Below are 17801 nucleotides of genomic sequence, written 5' to 3'. Positions count from 1 at the left end.
AGGATGAACCCTTGTTTGAATTTAATAATTTTGATGCTATTCAAATAGGATTAGCATCACCGGAACAGATCAGAGAATGGTCAAAAGGTGAAGTAAAAAAACCAGAGACTATAAACTATAGAACTTTAAAACCTGAAAGAGATGGGTTGTTTTGTGAAAGAATATTTGGACCAATTAAAGATTGGGAATGTCACTGTGGAAAATACAAGAGAGTAAGATATAAGGGAATAGTTTGTGATAGATGTGGTGTTGAAGTTACAAAATCTAAAGTAAGACGTGAAAGAATGGGGCATATCGAACTTGCTGCCCCAGTATCTCACATTTGGTATTTTAAAGGAATACCATCTCGTATGGGACTTATTTTAGATATGTCACCTAGATCTCTAGAAAAGATTCTTTATTTTGCTTCTTATGTAGTATTAGATCCAAAAGAAACATCACTACTTAAAAAACAAATCCTTAGTGAAAAAGAGTATAGAGAAGCTATTGATAAATTTGGAAATGATAGTTTTGTAGCTGGTATGGGTGCAGAATCTGTGAAAGTACTTTTACAAGATATAAACTTAGAAGAATTATCTAAGGAATTAAAAGAAGACCTAAAAACGAGTACAGGACAAAAAAGAATCAGAAGTATAAGAAGACTAGATGTGTCAGAATCATTTAGAAAATCTAAAAACAAACCTGAATGGATCATAATCGATGTAATACCAGTTATACCTCCTGATTTAAGACCGATGGTACAATTAGACGGAGGAAGATTTGCTACATCTGATTTAAATGATTTGTATAGAAGGGTAATAAACCGTAACAATAGGCTAAAAAAACTTCTAGATTTAGGTGCTCCAGATATAATTGTTAGAAATGAAAAAAGAATGCTCCAAGAAGCTGTAGATGCATTAATTGATAATGGAAGAAGAGGAAGGCCAGTTACGGGACCAGGGAACAGACCTTTAAAATCTCTATCTGACATGTTAAAAGGAAAGCAAGGAAGATTCAGGCAAAATTTACTTGGAAAACGTGTTGATTACTCAGGCCGTTCAGTTATAGTTGTTGGACCAGAGTTACAAATGTATCAATGTGGTCTTCCAAAAGAGATGGCTTTAGAATTATTTAAGCCTTTTGTTATGAAAAAGCTAGTTGGAAGTGGAGTAGCGCATAATATTAAGAGTGCTAAGAGAATGGTAGAGAGAGTTATGCCTCAAGTATGGGATGTACTTGAAGAAGTAATAGCTGATCACCCAGTACTATTAAATCGTGCACCTACACTTCATAGACTAGGAATTCAAGCTTTCCAACCTATACTTGTAGAAGGTAGGGCTATTAAACTACATCCGCTTGTATGTACGGCTTATAATGCTGACTTTGATGGAGATCAAATGGCGGTACATGTACCTCTATCTGTTGAAGCTCAAGCTGAAGCAAGGTTCTTAATGCTTGCTGCACATAACATTATGAAACCATCAGATGGTAAACCGGTTTGCGTACCTACTCAAGATATGGTTTTAGGAGCTTACTATTTAACTATTGATAAAGATGGTGCTAAAGGTGAGGGAAGATCATTCTCATCGCCAGATGAAGTAATAATGGCTTATCAAGTAAAGGATATTGATATTCATGCTAAAATTAAAGTTAAGTTATTTGGCACCGTTGATGGTGTAAGTATAACTTCAATTATAGAAACTACACCTGGAAAACTAATTTTCAATGAAACTATACCTCAAGATTTAGGGTTTATTGATAGAAGCATTCCTGGAAATGAATTGAAATTTGAGATAGACTTCTTGGTAAGTAAAAAGAATCTTGGTAGTATTATTGATAAATGCTACTTAAAATATGGGCCTTCAGAAACTTCTAAGATGCTAGACAAAATAAAGGCTAAGGGATATCATTACTCAACAATTGGAGCAATTACGGTTGCTACATCTGACATGGTGGTTCCAGAGGCTAAAAAAGCATTGTTAAAAGATGCGGATGAAACTGTTGAAAAAATTGAGAAGATGTATCGAAGAGGATTTATATCCGAGGAAGAAAGATACCAAAGAGTAATAGAAAAATGGACTAAAACTACAGAAGATGTGGCAAATGCACTAATGGATAGTTTGGATAAATTCAATCCGATATTCATGATGGCAGATTCAGGTGCCAGAGGGTCTAAGAGTCAGATCAAACAATTAGCAGGTATGAGAGGCCTTATGGCTAATCCATCTGGTAAGATAATTGAGTTGCCTATTAGAGCATCCTTTAGAGATGGACTAAGTGTATTAGAGTACTTTATTTCAACACATGGAGCTAGAAAAGGTAACGCAGATACAGCACTTAAAACAGCTGACTCAGGTTATTTAACAAGAAGGCTTGTTGATGTATGCCAGGATGTTATCGTAAGACACGAAGATTGTGGAACGGATGAAGGTTTTGAAGTTTCAGAAATTCGTGATGGAAGTGAAGTAATTGAACAGTTAGTTGAAAGATTGACTGGAAGATATTCCGCTGAAGATATTATTCATCCAAAAACAGGCAAAGTAATAGTTCCTAAGAATGAGTATATGGATATTAAGTTAGCAGAAGAAGTTCAAAAGTCTGGTGTAAAAAAAGTTATGATTAGATCGGTATTTACATGTAAGGCTAAAATTGGAGTTTGTTCTAAATGTTATGGAATGAATATGGCAACGTCTCAAAAGATTAACATTGGCGAAGCCGTAGGCATAATTGCAGCTCAATCTATAGGAGAACCGGGTACACAACTTACAATGAGAACATTCCATACAGGTGGAGTAGCAGGATCAGATATAACCCAAGGTCTTCCAAGAGTTGAGGAATTATTTGAAGCTAGAAAACCAAAGGGACTCGCAATAGTAAGTGATGTATGCGGTAGCGTTAAAATGGAAGATACTAAGAAAAAGAGAGTTGTCATTGTAATTGGTGATGCAGGGGAAGAACTAAGTTATGATATACCTTTTGGATCAAGATTAAAAGTTGCAAATGGTGATAGAATTGAGGCCGGAGATGAGATAATTGAAGGTTCAGTTAATCCGCACGATATTTTAAGAATAAAAGGCGTTAACGGAGTTAAAAATTATTTATCGTCAGAGGTACAGAAAGTTTATAGACTTCAAGGTGTTGATATAAATGATAAACATTTAGAGGTTGTTGTGAGACAGATGACAAGAAAAGTAAAGGTTGAGGAATCTGGAGATACTGAACTACTTCCAGGGAACTTAGTAGATATATTTGCTTTTGAAGATGCTAATGCAAAAATTGAAGCTGAAGGTGGAGTACCTGCTCAGGGGAAAATTTCTCTATTAGGTATAACTAAAGCGGCACTTGCAACAGAATCATTCTTGTCAGCAGCATCATTCCAGGAGACAACAAGAGTACTTACTGATGCGGCTATTAAGGGTAAAATTGATCCATTGCTTGGATTAAAAGAAAATGTAATAATTGGTAAACTGATACCTGCGGGTACTGGAATGACAAGATATAGAACAATAAAAATCAATACTGAAGATGATGAAAAGGTAGAAATTGAAAATGATTTGGAAGTATAGGTTGTAACTAGTTGACAGGGTGATAGTAAAATGATAAAATACACCTTGTGTGTGATTTAAATCGAGTAGATGCATCTTAATTAGGTAAATCTTTTGATTATAATTGTGAAGGGGGTTAGAAATGGTAGGTAAAATTGTTGGTCAGAAAGTCGTTGGAGTTAAACAAACCCTAAAAGCGTTAAAGAATAGTCGGGGTAAAGTTTTGTATATAGCCAAAGATGCTGATAGTAGTATTACTGATCCTATTCTAAAACTAGCCAAGGTTAATTCCCTACAAATAATATTTGTAGACACAATGAAAGAATTAGGAAATCTTTGTGATATAGATGTTGCATCAGCAACAGCATTGCGTTTCGAAGATTAAATTAATGCTAGCAACTAAATAATATAGATATATCCATGCGGTAACATTGCCATTTAGTTATGTTACGCTGCATTGATATAAATGAAGAACAGCTTACAAAAATGAGGGGGTGAAATCATGCCAACTATCAATCAATTAGTAAGAAAAGGCAGAAAGACATTAGCAACAAAATCAGCTGCACCAGCATTGAAGAACTGTCCGCAAAAAAGAGGAGTTTGTACAGTAGTTAAAACAACAACTCCTAAAAAGCCAAACTCAGCATTAAGAAAAGTAGCAAGAGTTAGACTTACAAACGGATACGAAGTTACTGCTTATATACCAGGTGTAGGCCACAATTTACAAGAACATAGTGTTGTACTTATAAGAGGTGGAAAAGTTAAGGATTTACCAGGAGTTAGATACCACGTCATCAGAGGGACATTAGACTCTGCTGGAGTTGCGGGCAGACTACAAAGTAGATCTAAATACGGTACTAAGAGACCAAAGCAAAAAAAATAATGCTTTGAATTAAGGTGCAATGTCTTCAGCATTTATATATATGAAAATTTATATTTACATACATTTGCAGGAGTACAGAGTACTTTGCGGTAGAGATATCGAGTACCTATGAGTTAATTAAAATTGTTAAGGAGGGAAGTAAAGTGCCGAGAAAAGGATATATTGCAAAAAGAGATGTATTACCAGATCCTATGTACAACAGCAAAGTCGTTACAAAGTTAATAAACAATGTAATGGAGGATGGTAAAAGAGGAGTAGCACAGAAAATATGCTATGAGGCTTTTGACATAATCAAAGAAAAAACAGGCAAAGAACCTTTAGAGGTTTTTGAAGAAGCATTAAATAATGTTATGCCATTACTTGAAGTAAAAGCTAGAAGAATAGGTGGAGCTAATTATCAAGTGCCTATCGAGGTTAGACCTGAGAGAAGACAGACATTAGGACTAAGATGGTTGCTTATTGCTGCAGATAATAGAGGAGAGAAGTATGCAAGAGAAAAACTTGCTAACGAATTACTCGAAGCTGCAAACAATACTGGAGCAGCAGTAAAGAAGAGAGAAGATATTCATAAAATGGCTGAAGCTAACAAGGCTTTTGCTCATTACAGGTATTAATATTAAAACTGTTTTGGCTTTGCCAAGACAGTTTTGTCAAATTTAAAATCACTCGTTGACAGGAGGCGCAAATAGTGGGTAGAGAATATTCTTTAGAAAAATTCCGTAATATAGGTATTATGGCTCATATTGATGCTGGTAAAACAACAACAACTGAGCGTATATTATTCTATACAGGAAAAACACACAAGATTGGTGAGGTTCATGATGGTGGAGCTACTATGGACTGGATGGTACAAGAACAGGAAAGAGGTATAACAATAACTTCTGCGGCTACAACTTGTTTCTGGAAGGGTTATAACATAAATATCATTGATACACCAGGGCACGTAGATTTCACAGTTGAAGTTGAAAGATCTTTAAGAGTACTTGATGGTGCAGTTTCTGTATTCTGTGCAAAAGGCGGAGTAGAACCACAATCAGAAACAGTATGGAGACAAGCGACTAAATATAAGGTACCAAGAATGGCATATGTTAACAAAATGGATATAATGGGTGCAGACTTCTATCACGTTGTAGACATGATGAGAGAAAGACTTCATGCTAATGCAGTTCCAATACAGCTTCCAATAGGTAAAGAAGAAGGATTCCTAGGTATTATAGATTTAGTTAGAAATGTTGCAGAAGTCTATAGGGATGATTTAGGAACACAAATAGAAGAAATAGAAATTCCAGAAGATATGAAAGAGTTAGCAGAAGAATACAGATCGGCTATGGTTGAAGCAATAGCTGAACTAGATGAAGAGCTTATGATGAAATATCTTGATGGTGAAGAAATAAGTGAAGAAGAATTAAAAGCAGCATTACGAAAAGGTGTAATTAAGAATGAAATAGTACCTGTAATTTGTGGTTCTTCATATAAAAATAAAGGCGTTCAAATGATGATAGATGCTGTTATAGAATACATGCCGTCACCACTTGATATACCAGCTACCAAAGGACAAGATGTTGATACTGGTGAAGAAATGGAAAGACACCCAAGTGATGATGAGCCAATGGCAGCATTAGCGTTTAAAATAGCTACAGATCCCTTTGTTGGCAGACTTGCGTTTACAAGAGTTTACTCAGGCGTAATGAAAACTGGTACATATGTATTAAATGCTAACAAAGGTAAAAAAGAAAGAGTTGGTAGACTAGTTAAAATGCATGCTAATCACAGAGAAGAAGTTGAAGAATTACGTTCAGGAGAATTAGGTGCAGTAATTGGACTTAAAAACACAACTACTGGAGAAACTTTATGTGATGAAGATCATCCAATATTGTTTGAAACCATGGACTTCCCAGATCCAGTTATCCATGTAGCTATTGAGCCAAAAACAAAAGCTGGTCAGGAAAGAATGGGTATGTCTCTTGCAAAGCTTTCTGAAGAAGATCCTACTTTTCAAACTTATACTGATCAAGAAACAGGTCAAACAATAATTGGTGGTATGGGCGAGCTTCATCTAGAAATTATTGTTGATAGACTTCAAAGAGAATTTAAGGTTGAATGTAATGTAGGAAAACCACAAGTAGCTTATAAAGAAACAATACGAAAAGCAGTTAAAGCAGAAGGTAAGTACATTAAACAATCAGGTGGACGTGGACAATACGGTCACTGTTGGATAGAGTTAATACCAACTACTGAACCTTACTCATTTGAAAATTGTACGGTTGGTGGATCTATTCCAAGAGAATTTATATCTCCAATTGAGAACGGAATTAAAGAAGCATCAAAGAATGGTATTCTTGGTGGATACCCAGTTCTTAACTTTAAAGTTAAAGTAGTTGATGGATCATACCATGATGTTGACTCAAACGAAATGGCATTTAAGGTTGCTGGTTCAATGGCATTCAAGAACGGTATGGCAAAAGCAGATCCAGTTTTGCTTGAACCAATAATGAAGGTCGAAGTAACAGTGCCAGAAGAGTACATGGGAGACGTTATGGGAGACATTAATTCAAGAAGAGGTAGAATAGAAGGAATGGAAGCTCAATCAGGCGCTCAAGTAATTAGAGCAATGGTTGCATTATCAGAAATGTTTGGATATGCTACGACGCTTAGATCAAGAACTCAGGGTAGAGGAGTATACAGTATGGAATTTGCTGCATACGAACCAGTTCCAAAGGGTATTCAAGAACAAGTTATAGGAAGTAAATAACAAGCAAAATATAAGATAATATGCAAATATAAGGAGGAATAAAAAATGGCAAAGGCAAAGTTTGAAAGAAGCAAACCACACGTAAACATTGGAACAATAGGGCACGTAGATCACGGCAAGACAACATTAACAGCTGCAATAACAGCAGTACTCGCAACTAAAGGTTTAGCAGAAGTATCTAGGTTTGACCAAATTGACAAAGCACCTGAGGAAAGAGAAAGAGGAATTACAATAAATACATCACATGTTGAGTATGAAACAGATAATAGACATTATGCACATGTTGATTGCCCAGGACATGCAGATTATGTAAAGAACATGATCACAGGCGCAGCACAAATGGATGGAGCAATTCTAGTTGTTAGTGCAGCAGATGGCCCAATGCCTCAAACAAGAGAGCATATACTATTAGCAAGCAGAGTTGGAGTAGGATATATAGTAGTATTCTTAAACAAAGCAGATATGGTAGATGATCCAGAATTATTAGAACTTGTTGAAATGGAAGTAAGAGAATTATTAAGTGAGTATGACTTCCCTGGTGACGACATTCCAGTAGTAACAGGATCAGCATTAAAAGCATTAGAAAATCCAACTGATGAAGAAGCATCAAAATGCATAGCTGAATTAATGGAAGCAGTAGATAGCTACATTCCAACACCAACGAGAGCAACAGATAAAGCATTCTTAATGCCAGTAGAAGATGTATTCACAATCACAGGTAGAGGAACAGTTGCTACAGGAAGAGTTGAAGCTGGGATACTTAAGGTTGGAGAAGAAGTAGAAATCGTAGGACTTAGCGAAGATAAAAGAAAAGTTGTATGTACAGGAGTTGAAATGTTCAGAAAACTTTTAGATCAAGCAATGGCCGGAGACAACATCGGAGCATTACTAAGAGGAGTACAAAGAACAGATATTCAAAGAGGTCAAGTACTTTCTAAGCCAGGTTCAATACATCCACATGATAAATTTGTAGGTCAAGTATATGTACTTAAAAAAGAAGAAGGCGGAAGACATACTCCATTCTTCGACGGATATAGACCACAATTTTATTTCAGAACAACTGATGTAACTGGATCAATAAAATTACCAGACGGAATGGAAATGGTAATGCCAGGAGATCACATAGACATGAATGTTGAACTAATCACTCAAGTAGCAATGGATGAGGGATTAAGATTCGCAATCAGAGAAGGTGGAAGAACAGTAGGTTCAGGAGTTGTTACTTCAATAGTTAAATAATAATTTACAATGTATTTATAACCATCAATTGATGAATTTCAATAATAATAAAAGCTTTTATTATTAAGGAGAAGAGGACGCTCTTCTCCTTTTAAATACAATAAAACTTTTGTATAAATATAAGCAGGAACCACAAATATAAAAATTATGAAATAATAGTGAAAAAATACTTGTCAAAGCAAAAGAAGTGTTGTATACTTTAGAAGTTGTATTGTGGTAACAGTGATGAGGTAAGAGGTTGCCGGACTTCCGGGTAATTCTTCACCGAGCATGTCCTGATCTTGAATCGGACGACGGGGTTCCTACGATTGTTTCATGCATTTATTACATGAAACACCCGGAGCAGTTTACAGAACATCCGCTGTTGCACGTAAGAAGTAGAGCGTGCGATGAAAAGGAGGAAATAATAATGATAAAACAAAAAATCAGAATTAGATTAAAGGCTTTTGATCACAACATATTAGATCAATCAGCTGAGAAAATTGTTCAAACAGCTAAAAGTACAGGAGCTAAAGTAGCTGGTCCAGTACCGCTACCTACAGAAAAAGATGTAATTACAGTGTTGAGAGCTCCACACAAGTATAAAGATTCAAGAGAACAATTTGAAATAAGAACTCATAAGAGACTAATAGATATAATTAGTCCATCACCTAAAACTGTTGATGCCTTAATGAGATTAGACTTACCAGCTGGTGTTGATATCGAAATAAAACTATAAGCGTACATATAAGTGCGATTAAGCGTATAAGTATAATTACTGTACGTAAGCATTAAATTAATATTACTAACTGTTATGATCACTAATGTGGTCCGCTAATAAGTAGGAGGTGTATTTTCATGAAAAAAGCAATAATGGGTAAAAAACTTGGTATGACTCAAATATTTGATGAAAATAAAAGAGTTGTTCCAGTAACAGTTGTTGAAGCAGGTCCATGTGTTGTTATTCAAAAGAAAACTATCGAAAATGATGGTTACAATGCAATTAAAGTTGGATTTGGTGACATAAGAGAAAAGTTAGTTAACAAACCAATGCAAGGACAATTTGCTAAAGCAGGAACATCTTTAAAAAGATTCGTAAAAGAATTTAGAATGGAAGATATAAGTGCTTATGAAGTAGGTCAAGAATTTAAGGCAGATATATTTGCTGCTGGAGATAAAATTGACGTATCAGGAATATCTAAGGGAAAAGGATTCCAAGGTTGTATTAAAAGATGGAATCAGCATACAGGACCAATGAGTCATGGATCTAAATTCCATAGAGCAGTTGGATCAATGGGAGCATCTTCCGATCCATCAAAAACGTTTAAAAACAAACGTATGCCAGGTCATATGGGTAATGTTAGTAGAACAGTAATAAACCTTGAAATAGTTAAAGTAATGCCTGAAAAGAACATTATATTAGTTAAAGGTGGTATACCGGGACCTAACAAAGGCACAGTTGTAATAAGAAATGCTGTTAAAGCGTAACTTTAAAGAAAGGAGGATGCAGAATGCTTACATTAGATTTATTTAGTAAAGAAGGACAAAAGGTTGGAGATATTCAACTAAATGAAAATATATTTGGAGTTGAAGTCAACACAGATGCTATGCATCAAGTTGTAGTAGCACAACTTGCAAATAAAAGACAAGGAACTCAATCAGCTAAAACTAGAGCTGAGGTTCGAGGCGGTGGTATAAAGCCTTGGAGACAAAAAGGAACTGGTAGAGCAAGACAAGGTTCTATAAGAGCACCACAATGGATACATGGTGGTATAGTATTTGCTCCAAAGCCAAGAGATTACCGTATGTCTGTACCGAAGACAATGAGAAGAGTTGCTTTCAAATCAGCTTTATCAGCTAAGGTAGCTTCAAATGAAATGATAGTTATAGATAGTTTAGAATTTGACTCACCAAAAACTAAAGCAATGTTAGAGGTTTTAAAAGCTTTTGATGCTAAAAAAACTTTAATAGTTGTTGAAAAGTCAGAAGAAAATATCTATAAATCAGCAAGAAACATACCTGGAGTACAAGTATCACCAGTAAATAATTTGAATGTTTATGACATACTAAAGTATGAAAAATTCATAGTTACAAAGGATGCTGTATCTAAAATTGAGGAGGTGTATATATAATGAAGCTAACTAGCCATGATATTATAAGAAAACCGATAATTACTGAAAAAAGTATGGCTGTAATGGCGGAAAAAAAATACACCTTTATAGTTGATATTCATGCAAATAAAACTCAAGTTAAAAAAGCAGTAGAAGAAGTATTTGGAGTTAAAGTTGAAAATGTAAGAACACTAAGAAATATAGGTAAAACTAAAAGAGTTGGGGTTCACATTGGAAAAAGAGCTGACTTCAAAAAAGCTATTGTTACTTTAACAACAGAAAGCAAGACAATTGAGTTTTTTGATGGAATGTAATTATTAAGCAGGTATTGGCAGAGGCCAGATAAGCGAGAAAGAAGGAGGAAAGTCACATGGGAATTAAGAAATTTAGACCGACCACACCTTCAAGAAGAAATATGACTATGGCTGATTTCGCAGAAATAACAACAGATAAGCCATTAAAATCACTTCTTGTAAGCACAAAAAGATCAGGTGGTAGAAATAATCAAGGTAAAATAACTGTTCGTCACCGAGGTGGTGGAGCAAAACAAAGTTACAGACTAATAGATTTCAAGAGAACTAAAGATAATATTCCAGCAAAAGTTTCTACAATTGAGTACGATCCAAATAGATCTGCTTACATAGCTCTTGTTGCATATTCTGATGGTGAAAAAAGATACATAATTGCTCCAGTTGGATTAAAAGTTGGAGATGTAATTGTATCCGGTGCTGATTCTGATATAAAAGTTGGGAATACTCTTCCAATAATTAATATACCAACAGGTTCTACGATTCATAATATAGAACTACAGGTTGGAAAAGGTGCTCAACTTGTAAGATCAGCAGGTTCTTCAGCGCAACTTATGGCTAAAGAAGGAGAATATGCTCAAGTAAGACTTCCAAGTGGTGAAGTAAGATATGTTAGAGTAAATTGTAGAGCTACTATAGGAACGGTTTCTAATGTAACTCATGGTATTGTTAACATAGGTAAAGCAGGAAGAAAAAGACACTTAGGGTTTAGACCTACAGTCAGAGGTTCAGTAATGAATCCTTGCGATCATCCACATGGTGGTGGAGAAGGTAAATCTCCTATAGGTCACGCTAGTCCGATGACTCCATGGGGTAAACCGGCACTAGGATATAAAACTAGGAAAACCAAAAAATACTCTGACAAATTTATTGTCAAGGGAAAAAATAGAAAATAGTTTGAAGAGAATTTAAATTCTTTTTAAAACAATGGTTACGGTGTATGAAGGGAGGCCACAAAAATGAGTAGATCAGTTAAAAAAGGACCTTATGTACAAGAAGTTTTGTTAAACAGAATTAACGAAATGAATAAAAATGGCGAGAAAAAAGTAATAAAGACTTGGTCAAGAAGTTCTACTATTTTCCCGCAAATGATAGGGCATACTATCGCAGTACATGATGGAAGAAAACATGTACCAGTTTATGTTTTAGAAGATATGGTAGGACATAAATTAGGCGAATTTGCTTTAACTAGAACATTTAAAGGACACATTGTTAGAGAAAAAACAAGCAGAGTAAAATAGTGTGGAAGGAGGAGACAATCATGGAGGCTAAAGCTATAGCTAAATATGTGAGAACGTCCTCAATGAAAATCGGGATTGTTCTTGATTTAATAAGAGATAAAAATGTAAATGAAGCTTTTGCTATATTACAATACACTCCAAAAAATGCAGCTGAAGTAGTAACTAAAGTACTAAAATCAGCTGTAGCAAATGCAGAGAACAATTTAAATTTAGATATCAATAGACTATACGTTGCTAAGGCTTATGCATGTCAGGGTCCAACACTTAAGAGATTTAGACCGCGTGCACAAGGAAGAGCTTATAGAATAAGAAAAAGATCTAGCCATATAACTATTATAGTTACGGAAAGATCATAAGAAGGAGGGTTTTAGCGTGGGACAAAAAGTACATCCACACGGCTTTAGGGTTGGTGTAATAAAAGACTGGAGTTCTAAATGGTATGCAGATAAAAAGAATTTTGCAGATAATCTTGTTGAAGATTTTAAGATTAGAGAATTCTTAAAAAGTAAACTTTACACAGCTGGAATTTCTAAAATTGAAATTGAAAGAGCTGCTAAAAGAGTTAAAATCAACATACACACTGCTAAACCAGGAATGGTTATTGGTAGAGGTGGCTCTGGAATTGAAGTTATAAAGTTAGACATGAAAAAAATTATAACAGATAAGAATGTTTTAATTAACATAGTAGAAGTAAAACAAGCTGAAAACAACGCTCAATTAATGGCTGAAAATGTTTCTTCGCAATTAGAAAAGAGAATTTCTTTTAGAAGAGCAATGAAACAAACAATTCAAAGAGCTATGAGATCTGGCGTAAAAGGTGTTAAAATTTCATGTGGAGGAAGACTTGGCGGAGCAGAAATAGCTAGGACTGAACACTATCATGAAGGTACAATACCATTACAAACTTTGAGAGCTGATATAGACTATGGATTTGCAGAAGCAGATACAATATATGGTAAAATTGGCGTAAAAGTTTGGGTATATAGAGGCGAAGTTCTTCCTACAAAGAAAATCGTTAAGGAAGAAATAAAAGCGTAGAAGTGTAAGGAAGGAGGAATAAGACATGTTAATGCCTAAGAGATCTAAACATCGTAAGGTTCAACGTGGTAGAATGAGAGGAAAAGCTACAAGAGGAAACTTTATTGCATATGGTGAGTATGCATTACAAGCTATGGAATGTGGCTGGGTTAAAAGTAATCAAATAGAAGCTGCCAGAGTTGCTATCAATAGAGAAGTAAAAAGAGGCGGAAAGGTTTGGATAAAAATCTTCCCTGATAAGCCAGTAACTGAAAAACCGGCTGAAACTCGTATGGGATCTGGTAAAGGATCAGTAGAATATTGGGTAGCAGTTGTTAAACCAGGTAGAGTCTTATTTGAAATTGCAGGAGTAACAGAAGAAGCTGCTAGAGAAGCAATGAGACTTGCTTCACACAAACTTCCAATTAAAACTAAGTTTGTATCTAGAAAAGATTTTGAGGAAATGGGTGGTGAAGTCATTGAAGGCTAATGAATTAAAAGAATTAAGACAAAGTAATCCTCAAGATTTGCTAGTGAAAATGTCTGATCTAAAGGCAGAATTATTTAACCTTAGATTTCAGTTAGCTACAGGGCAACTAGAAAACCCTATGAGAATTAAACAAGTGAAAAAATCTATAGCCCAAATTAAGACCATTCTTAGGCAAGAAGAAATAAAAGCTTTTGAACAGTAAAACTGAAAGGAGGTTGCTCTTGTGGAAAGAAATAATAGAAAAACAAGAACAGGTAAAGTAGTTTCTGATAAAATGGATAAGACAATAGTTGTTGCAATTGAAACAAAAGTTCGTCACCCACTATACGGAAAAATACTTAACACAACAACAAAATTTAAAGCTCATGATGAAAAAAATGAAGCTAAAATCAATGATAAAGTTACAATTATGGAAACTAGACCATTGTCTAAAGATAAAAGATGGAGAATTACTGGAATAGTTGAAAAAGCTAAATAGTATTTCGGTCTAACAACTGAAAGGAGGGTATTTGATATGATACAACAGCAATCGAGATTAAAAGTTGCGGATAATTCTGGTGCAAAGGAAATTATGTGTATTAGAGTATTAGGTGGTTCTAAGAGAAAATGGGGAAACATCAGCGATACAATAGTTGCTAGCGTAAAAAGTGCAACACCAGGTGGAGTTGTTAAAAAAGGTGAAGTAGTTAAGGCAGTTATAGTTAGATCAGTAAAAGGATTAAGAAGAGCGGATGGATCATACGTTAAATTTGATGATAATGCAGCTGTTATCATAAAAGACGACAAAACCCCAAAGGGAACTCGTATATTCGGACCTGTTGCAAGGGAGTTAAGAGATAAAGACTTCAGTAAGATCTTATCATTAGCGCCTGAAGTTCTATAAGATAGGAGGTGTCTAACATGGCAGTTAAAAAAATGCACGTAAGAAAAAAAGATACAGTAATGGTTATATCAGGTAAAGACAAAGGCAAAATAAGCGAAGTCTTAGCTGTATACCCTAAAACTGGTAAAGTTTTAGTGAAAGATGTTAGTGTAATTACAAAACATCAAAAACCAAGCAAACAAAATATGCAAGGTGGAATAACTCACAGAGAAGCAGCTATAAATAGTTCAAAAGTTATGTTATATTGTACAAAATGCAAAAATGTAACAAGAATAAGTAGCAAAATTCTAGAAGATGGAACTAAAGTAAGAGTTTGTAAGAAATGTGTAGAAACATTTTAATTCCTGAAAGGAGGTTTAACATATGAGTTCAAGACTACAAGAAAAATATGATAATGAAGTAGTTCAAGCGCTAATGGAAAAATTCGGTTATAAAAATATAATGGAAGTACCAAAGCTTGAAAAAATTGTTTTAAATATGGGAGTTGGAGAAGCTAAAGACAATTCTAAAGTTTTAGATGCAGCTCTTAGCGATATGCAGATTATAGCGGGTCAAAAACCAATTATAACAAGAGCGAAGAAGTCAATAGCTAACTTCAAGTTAAGAGAAAATACTCCAATAGGTTGTAAAGTTACATTAAGAAAAACTCAAATGTTCGAATTTGCAGATAAATTAATGAACGTTGCATTACCTAGAGTTAGAGATTTTAGAGGAGCTTCTTCTAAAGCATTTGACGGAAGAGGGAATTACGCTATAGGGATTAAAGAACAACTTATATTTCCTGAAATAGATTATGATAAAATTGATAAAATTAGAGGAATGGATATAATATTTGTTACTACAGCAAAGACAGACGAGGAAGCAAGAGAGTTATTAAGATTCCTTGGAATGCCATTTGCTCAATAATAGGGAGGGAAACATATGGCACGTAAGGCTTTAATAGAAAAATGGAAAAAAGAACCTAAATTTACAACTAGAGCTTATACAAGATGTAGACTTTGTGGAAGACCACATTCTGTTTTACAAAAATTTGGTATATGCCGTATCTGTTTTAGAGAGCTTGCACACAAGGGAGAAATTCCTGGTTGCAGAAAAGCAAGTTGGTAATTAGAACATTCTAATGAAAGGAGGCACGAAAAATGGTTATGACTGACCCAATCGCAGATTTGCTAACACGTATAAGAAATGCAAATGTTGTTAGACATGAAATAGTAGAAATACCTTCTTCAACTATAAAGAAGGAAATTGCAAATATATTGCTTCAAGAAGGATATCTTAAAAACATTGAAGAGTATAATGATGGCGTTGTTCCAATGATGAGACTTGCAATGAAGTATGGTCAAAACAAGGAAAGAGTTATCACTGGACTTAAGAGAATATCTAAGCCAGGTTTAAGAGTATATTCTAAAAATGAGGATATTCCAAAGGTACTAAACGGATTAGGAGTTGCTATAATATCAACTTCAAAAGGTCTAGTAGCAGATAGAGATGCTAGAAAATTAGGTTTAGGCGGAGAAGTTATTTGTTACATTTGGTAATATAATAATTTTGATGCATAACAGTATTGAGTTATTATGTACATAGTAATAATAGATAATTCATGGAAAAACAAAATTGTTATGTGCCTAAAGTAAGATAGAGACTAAACAATTAAGAATTGGTTAGTATTTAAAAGGAACATACGAGACGTAGCAATTAATAATTGTTATGTGTCTAAAAAGAATACAGGAGGTGTAAGTATGTCGAGAATCGGAAGACTTCCAGTAGCTATACCTAATGGAGTGACTGTTGCAGTTTCACCAATGAATGTTGTAAATGTAAAAGGACCAAAAGGTGAGTTAACTCAAAGCATGAGTACTAAAATGAATATAGCTATGGAAGATAATACTGTAGTAGTTACAAGACCAAGCGATGTAAAAGAACATAGAGCTCTTCATGGATTAACAAGATCATTGATAAACAATATGGTTATTGGAGTAACAGAGGGATACCAAAAAACGCTTGAGTTAGTTGGTGTTGGTTATAGAGCTCAGTTAAAAGGCACTAAAATAACATTAAGTCTTGGATATTCACATCCAGTTGAAATAGATGCAGTTGCAGGAATCCAATTTGAATTACCTGATGCTAACAAAATTATAGTAAAAGGTACTGATAAACAATTAGTTGGAGCTGTTGCAGCAACAATAAGAGCTTGGAGAAAACCAGAACCTTACAAAGGAAAAGGAATTAGATATGCTGGCGAAGTTGTCAGACGTAAGGAAGGTAAAACAGGTAAATAAAGTAGGAAGGAGTGAATGATGTGTTCAAGAAGGAAGATAGACAAAAGTCAAGAGTTAAGCGTCATCTTAGAGTTCGTAAAAAGATCTCTGGTACAGCACAAAGACCTAGATTAGCTGTATATAGAAGTGAAAAGAACATATATGCTCAAGTAATAGATGATGTTGCAAGAATCACACTAGTTTCTGCTTCAAGCGTAGATAAAGCTTTTGAACAAAAGATAGGAAGCAATAAAGATGCTGCTAAATTAGTAGGAAAAATGATTGCTGAAAGAGCGCTTGAAAAAGGAATAGAAGAAGTAGTATTTGATAGAGGCGGATATGTATACCACGGTAGAGTGCAAATTCTCGCTGAGGGAGCAAGAGAAGCTGGACTTAAATTCTAAGAGAAGGAGGGAAACACATGAAAATAGATCCTAGCACATTAGATCTTAAAGAAAAAGTAGTTAATATAAACAGAGTTGCTAAGGTTGTTAAAGGTGGAAGAAACTTCAGATTCAGCGCACTAGTTGTTGTTGGAGACGAAAACGGACACGTTGGCGTTGGAATGGGTAAATCTGTAGAAATTCCTGAAGCAATTAGAAAAGGAATAGAAGATGCTAAAAAGAACTTAATAAATGTAGCTATGGTTGGAACAACTATTCCACATACTATTGATGGAAAGTTTGGTACTTCGGTTATACACATAATGCCAGGTGCTGAAGGTACAGGAATTTTAGCTGGTGGTCCAGTTAGAGCAGTTCTAGAATTATCAGGATTAAAGGATGTTAGAGCTAAATCTTTAGGCTCTAGTAATGCAAGAAATGTGGTTAATGCTACTATCGAAGGTTTAGCAGGTTTAAGAACAGTAGAAGACGTTGCTAAATTAAGAGGCAAGACCGTAGAAGAAATTTTAAGATAGGAGGGGAAAACCTTGGCTAAAGTTAAAATAACATTGGTTAAAAGCTTAATAGGTAGAAAGAAAGAACACATAGCTACAGTTAATGCTTTAGGATTAAAAAAAATAAGAAATAGTGTTGAGCACGAGGAAACTCCTCAGATCAAAGGTATGATAAACAAAATTATATATCTAGTAAAAGTAGAGCAAGTATAAAAAAG

Annotated in this window: 26 protein-coding genes; all 26 read left to right on the top strand. The window is 34.8% G+C overall.

Features of this window, described 5'->3' with window-relative positions:
• Positions 1-11 precede the first annotated feature (11 nt).
• On the top strand, positions 12-3545 hold the full coding sequence (gene rpoC / locus ACWJKS_RS17220) for a DNA-directed RNA polymerase subunit beta' (protein WP_216302362.1): 3534 nt from the start codon (positions 12-14) through the stop codon (positions 3543-3545).
• A 121-nt stretch (positions 3546-3666) separates the two neighbouring features.
• Positions 3667-3909 (top strand): ribosomal L7Ae/L30e/S12e/Gadd45 family protein, encoded by a 243-nt coding sequence (locus ACWJKS_RS17215; RefSeq protein ID WP_165414406.1) that lies wholly within the window; start codon positions 3667-3669, stop codon positions 3907-3909.
• A 117-nt stretch (positions 3910-4026) separates the two neighbouring features.
• A complete protein-coding gene (gene rpsL / locus ACWJKS_RS17210) occupies positions 4027-4407 on the top strand; it encodes a 30S ribosomal protein S12 (protein ID WP_165414407.1) in 381 nt (126 codons plus the stop codon).
• 143 nt (positions 4408-4550) lie between these two features.
• Positions 4551-5021 (top strand): 30S ribosomal protein S7, encoded by a 471-nt coding sequence (gene rpsG / locus ACWJKS_RS17205; protein ID WP_165414408.1) that lies wholly within the window; start codon positions 4551-4553, stop codon positions 5019-5021.
• Between the two features lie 74 nt (positions 5022-5095).
• Positions 5096-7159, top strand: a complete 2064-nt coding sequence (gene fusA, locus ACWJKS_RS17200) for an elongation factor G (protein WP_216302363.1) — start codon at positions 5096-5098, stop codon at positions 7157-7159.
• Positions 7160-7204: 45 nt separating this feature from the next.
• Entirely contained in the window at positions 7205-8398 is a 1194-nt protein-coding gene (gene tuf / locus ACWJKS_RS17195; RefSeq protein ID WP_216302359.1) for an elongation factor Tu, read from the top strand.
• A 409-nt stretch (positions 8399-8807) separates the two neighbouring features.
• Entirely contained in the window at positions 8808-9116 is a 309-nt protein-coding gene (rpsJ, locus tag ACWJKS_RS17190; RefSeq protein WP_071614633.1) for a 30S ribosomal protein S10, read from the top strand.
• 119 nt (positions 9117-9235) lie between these two features.
• Positions 9236-9865, top strand: coding sequence for a 50S ribosomal protein L3 (gene rplC / locus ACWJKS_RS17185; RefSeq protein ID WP_165414236.1), 630 nt, complete (start codon positions 9236-9238; stop codon positions 9863-9865).
• 23 nt (positions 9866-9888) lie between these two features.
• Complete coding sequence (gene rplD / locus ACWJKS_RS17180) at positions 9889-10509, top strand: 50S ribosomal protein L4 (protein WP_216302364.1); 621 nt, start codon at positions 9889-9891, stop codon at positions 10507-10509.
• On the top strand, positions 10509-10802 hold the full coding sequence (rplW, locus tag ACWJKS_RS17175) for a 50S ribosomal protein L23 (RefSeq protein ID WP_165414238.1): 294 nt from the start codon (positions 10509-10511) through the stop codon (positions 10800-10802). The genes rplD and rplW overlap by 1 nt, the downstream gene beginning before the upstream one ends.
• Positions 10803-10858: 56 nt before the next feature.
• Entirely contained in the window at positions 10859-11692 is an 834-nt protein-coding gene (gene rplB, locus ACWJKS_RS17170) for a 50S ribosomal protein L2 (RefSeq protein ID WP_165414239.1), read from the top strand.
• A 63-nt stretch (positions 11693-11755) separates the two neighbouring features.
• Positions 11756-12037 carry a 30S ribosomal protein S19 gene (gene rpsS, locus ACWJKS_RS17165; RefSeq protein ID WP_165414240.1) on the top strand — a complete coding sequence of 94 codons (282 nt, stop codon included), beginning with the start codon at positions 11756-11758 and terminating at the stop codon, positions 12035-12037.
• A gap of 20 nt (positions 12038-12057) precedes the next feature.
• The gene (gene rplV, locus ACWJKS_RS17160) at positions 12058-12393 is read left to right on the top strand and encodes a 50S ribosomal protein L22 (RefSeq protein WP_165414241.1); all 336 of its coding nucleotides are present in this window, start codon (positions 12058-12060) and stop codon (positions 12391-12393) included.
• A gap of 16 nt (positions 12394-12409) precedes the next feature.
• Entirely contained in the window at positions 12410-13075 is a 666-nt protein-coding gene (gene rpsC / locus ACWJKS_RS17155) for a 30S ribosomal protein S3 (RefSeq protein WP_216302365.1), read from the top strand.
• Positions 13076-13100: 25 nt separating this feature from the next.
• Positions 13101-13544 carry a 50S ribosomal protein L16 gene (gene rplP / locus ACWJKS_RS17150; RefSeq protein WP_165414243.1) on the top strand — a complete coding sequence of 148 codons (444 nt, stop codon included), beginning with the start codon at positions 13101-13103 and terminating at the stop codon, positions 13542-13544.
• Positions 13534-13746 (top strand): 50S ribosomal protein L29, encoded by a 213-nt coding sequence (gene rpmC, locus ACWJKS_RS17145; protein WP_165414244.1) that lies wholly within the window; start codon positions 13534-13536, stop codon positions 13744-13746. The genes rplP and rpmC overlap by 11 nt, the downstream gene beginning before the upstream one ends.
• Positions 13747-13767: 21 nt before the next feature.
• Positions 13768-14022, top strand: a complete 255-nt coding sequence (rpsQ, locus tag ACWJKS_RS17140; RefSeq protein ID WP_165414245.1) for a 30S ribosomal protein S17 — start codon at positions 13768-13770, stop codon at positions 14020-14022.
• Between the two features lie 36 nt (positions 14023-14058).
• Entirely contained in the window at positions 14059-14427 is a 369-nt protein-coding gene (gene rplN / locus ACWJKS_RS17135; RefSeq protein WP_165414246.1) for a 50S ribosomal protein L14, read from the top strand.
• Positions 14428-14444: 17 nt separating this feature from the next.
• The gene (gene rplX, locus ACWJKS_RS17130; protein ID WP_216302366.1) at positions 14445-14768 is read left to right on the top strand and encodes a 50S ribosomal protein L24; all 324 of its coding nucleotides are present in this window, start codon (positions 14445-14447) and stop codon (positions 14766-14768) included.
• A 22-nt stretch (positions 14769-14790) separates the two neighbouring features.
• Positions 14791-15333 carry a 50S ribosomal protein L5 gene (rplE, locus tag ACWJKS_RS17125; protein ID WP_165414247.1) on the top strand — a complete coding sequence of 181 codons (543 nt, stop codon included), beginning with the start codon at positions 14791-14793 and terminating at the stop codon, positions 15331-15333.
• A gap of 15 nt (positions 15334-15348) precedes the next feature.
• Entirely contained in the window at positions 15349-15534 is a 186-nt protein-coding gene (locus tag ACWJKS_RS17120) for a type Z 30S ribosomal protein S14 (RefSeq protein WP_165414248.1), read from the top strand.
• A 32-nt stretch (positions 15535-15566) separates the two neighbouring features.
• The gene (rpsH, locus tag ACWJKS_RS17115) at positions 15567-15965 is read left to right on the top strand and encodes a 30S ribosomal protein S8 (protein ID WP_165414249.1); all 399 of its coding nucleotides are present in this window, start codon (positions 15567-15569) and stop codon (positions 15963-15965) included.
• Between the two features lie 201 nt (positions 15966-16166).
• Positions 16167-16706: a 50S ribosomal protein L6 gene (gene rplF / locus ACWJKS_RS17110; protein ID WP_216302367.1), complete on the top strand. Its 540-nt coding sequence runs from the start codon at positions 16167-16169 to the stop codon at positions 16704-16706.
• Positions 16707-16726: 20 nt separating this feature from the next.
• On the top strand, positions 16727-17089 hold the full coding sequence (gene rplR / locus ACWJKS_RS17105; protein ID WP_165414251.1) for a 50S ribosomal protein L18: 363 nt from the start codon (positions 16727-16729) through the stop codon (positions 17087-17089).
• Positions 17090-17106: 17 nt separating this feature from the next.
• The gene (rpsE, locus tag ACWJKS_RS17100) at positions 17107-17604 is read left to right on the top strand and encodes a 30S ribosomal protein S5 (protein ID WP_165414252.1); all 498 of its coding nucleotides are present in this window, start codon (positions 17107-17109) and stop codon (positions 17602-17604) included.
• Positions 17605-17616: 12 nt separating this feature from the next.
• Complete coding sequence (gene rpmD, locus ACWJKS_RS17095; protein ID WP_216302368.1) at positions 17617-17796, top strand: 50S ribosomal protein L30; 180 nt, start codon at positions 17617-17619, stop codon at positions 17794-17796.
• Positions 17797-17801: the final 5 nt, after the last annotated feature.

The sequence above is a fragment of the Clostridium sp. CM038 genome, assembly GCF_055081105.1.
This window is presented reverse-complemented; position numbering and strand designations above follow the sequence as displayed.

Excerpts from the sequence above, each read along its gene's own strand:
- tuf (WP_216302359.1), top strand. The coding sequence starts at position 7,205 with ATGGCAAAGGCAAAGTTTGAAAGAAGCAAACCACACGTAAACATTGGA.
- rplW (WP_165414238.1), top strand. The coding sequence starts at position 10,509 with ATGAAGCTAACTAGCCATGATATTATAAGAAAACCGATAATTACTGAA.
- rplC (WP_165414236.1), top strand. The coding sequence starts at position 9,236 with ATGAAAAAAGCAATAATGGGTAAAAAACTTGGTATGACTCAAATATTT.
- rpsJ (WP_071614633.1), top strand. The coding sequence starts at position 8,808 with ATGATAAAACAAAAAATCAGAATTAGATTAAAGGCTTTTGATCACAAC.
- rplB (WP_165414239.1), top strand. The coding sequence starts at position 10,859 with ATGGGAATTAAGAAATTTAGACCGACCACACCTTCAAGAAGAAATATG.
- rpsH (WP_165414249.1), top strand. The coding sequence starts at position 15,567 with ATGGTTATGACTGACCCAATCGCAGATTTGCTAACACGTATAAGAAAT.
- rplP (WP_165414243.1), top strand. The coding sequence starts at position 13,101 with ATGTTAATGCCTAAGAGATCTAAACATCGTAAGGTTCAACGTGGTAGA.
- rplE (WP_165414247.1), top strand. The coding sequence starts at position 14,791 with ATGAGTTCAAGACTACAAGAAAAATATGATAATGAAGTAGTTCAAGCG.
- ACWJKS_RS17120 (WP_165414248.1), top strand. The coding sequence starts at position 15,349 with ATGGCACGTAAGGCTTTAATAGAAAAATGGAAAAAAGAACCTAAATTT.
- rplN (WP_165414246.1), top strand. The coding sequence starts at position 14,059 with ATGATACAACAGCAATCGAGATTAAAAGTTGCGGATAATTCTGGTGCA.
- rplF (WP_216302367.1), top strand. The coding sequence starts at position 16,167 with ATGTCGAGAATCGGAAGACTTCCAGTAGCTATACCTAATGGAGTGACT.
- rplD (WP_216302364.1), top strand. The coding sequence starts at position 9,889 with ATGCTTACATTAGATTTATTTAGTAAAGAAGGACAAAAGGTTGGAGAT.
- ACWJKS_RS17215 (WP_165414406.1), top strand. The coding sequence starts at position 3,667 with ATGGTAGGTAAAATTGTTGGTCAGAAAGTCGTTGGAGTTAAACAAACC.
- rplV (WP_165414241.1), top strand. The coding sequence starts at position 12,058 with ATGGAGGCTAAAGCTATAGCTAAATATGTGAGAACGTCCTCAATGAAA.
- rpsE (WP_165414252.1), top strand. The coding sequence starts at position 17,107 with ATGAAAATAGATCCTAGCACATTAGATCTTAAAGAAAAAGTAGTTAAT.
- rpsS (WP_165414240.1), top strand. The coding sequence starts at position 11,756 with ATGAGTAGATCAGTTAAAAAAGGACCTTATGTACAAGAAGTTTTGTTA.
- rpsL (WP_165414407.1), top strand. The coding sequence starts at position 4,027 with ATGCCAACTATCAATCAATTAGTAAGAAAAGGCAGAAAGACATTAGCA.
- rplX (WP_216302366.1), top strand. The coding sequence starts at position 14,445 with ATGGCAGTTAAAAAAATGCACGTAAGAAAAAAAGATACAGTAATGGTT.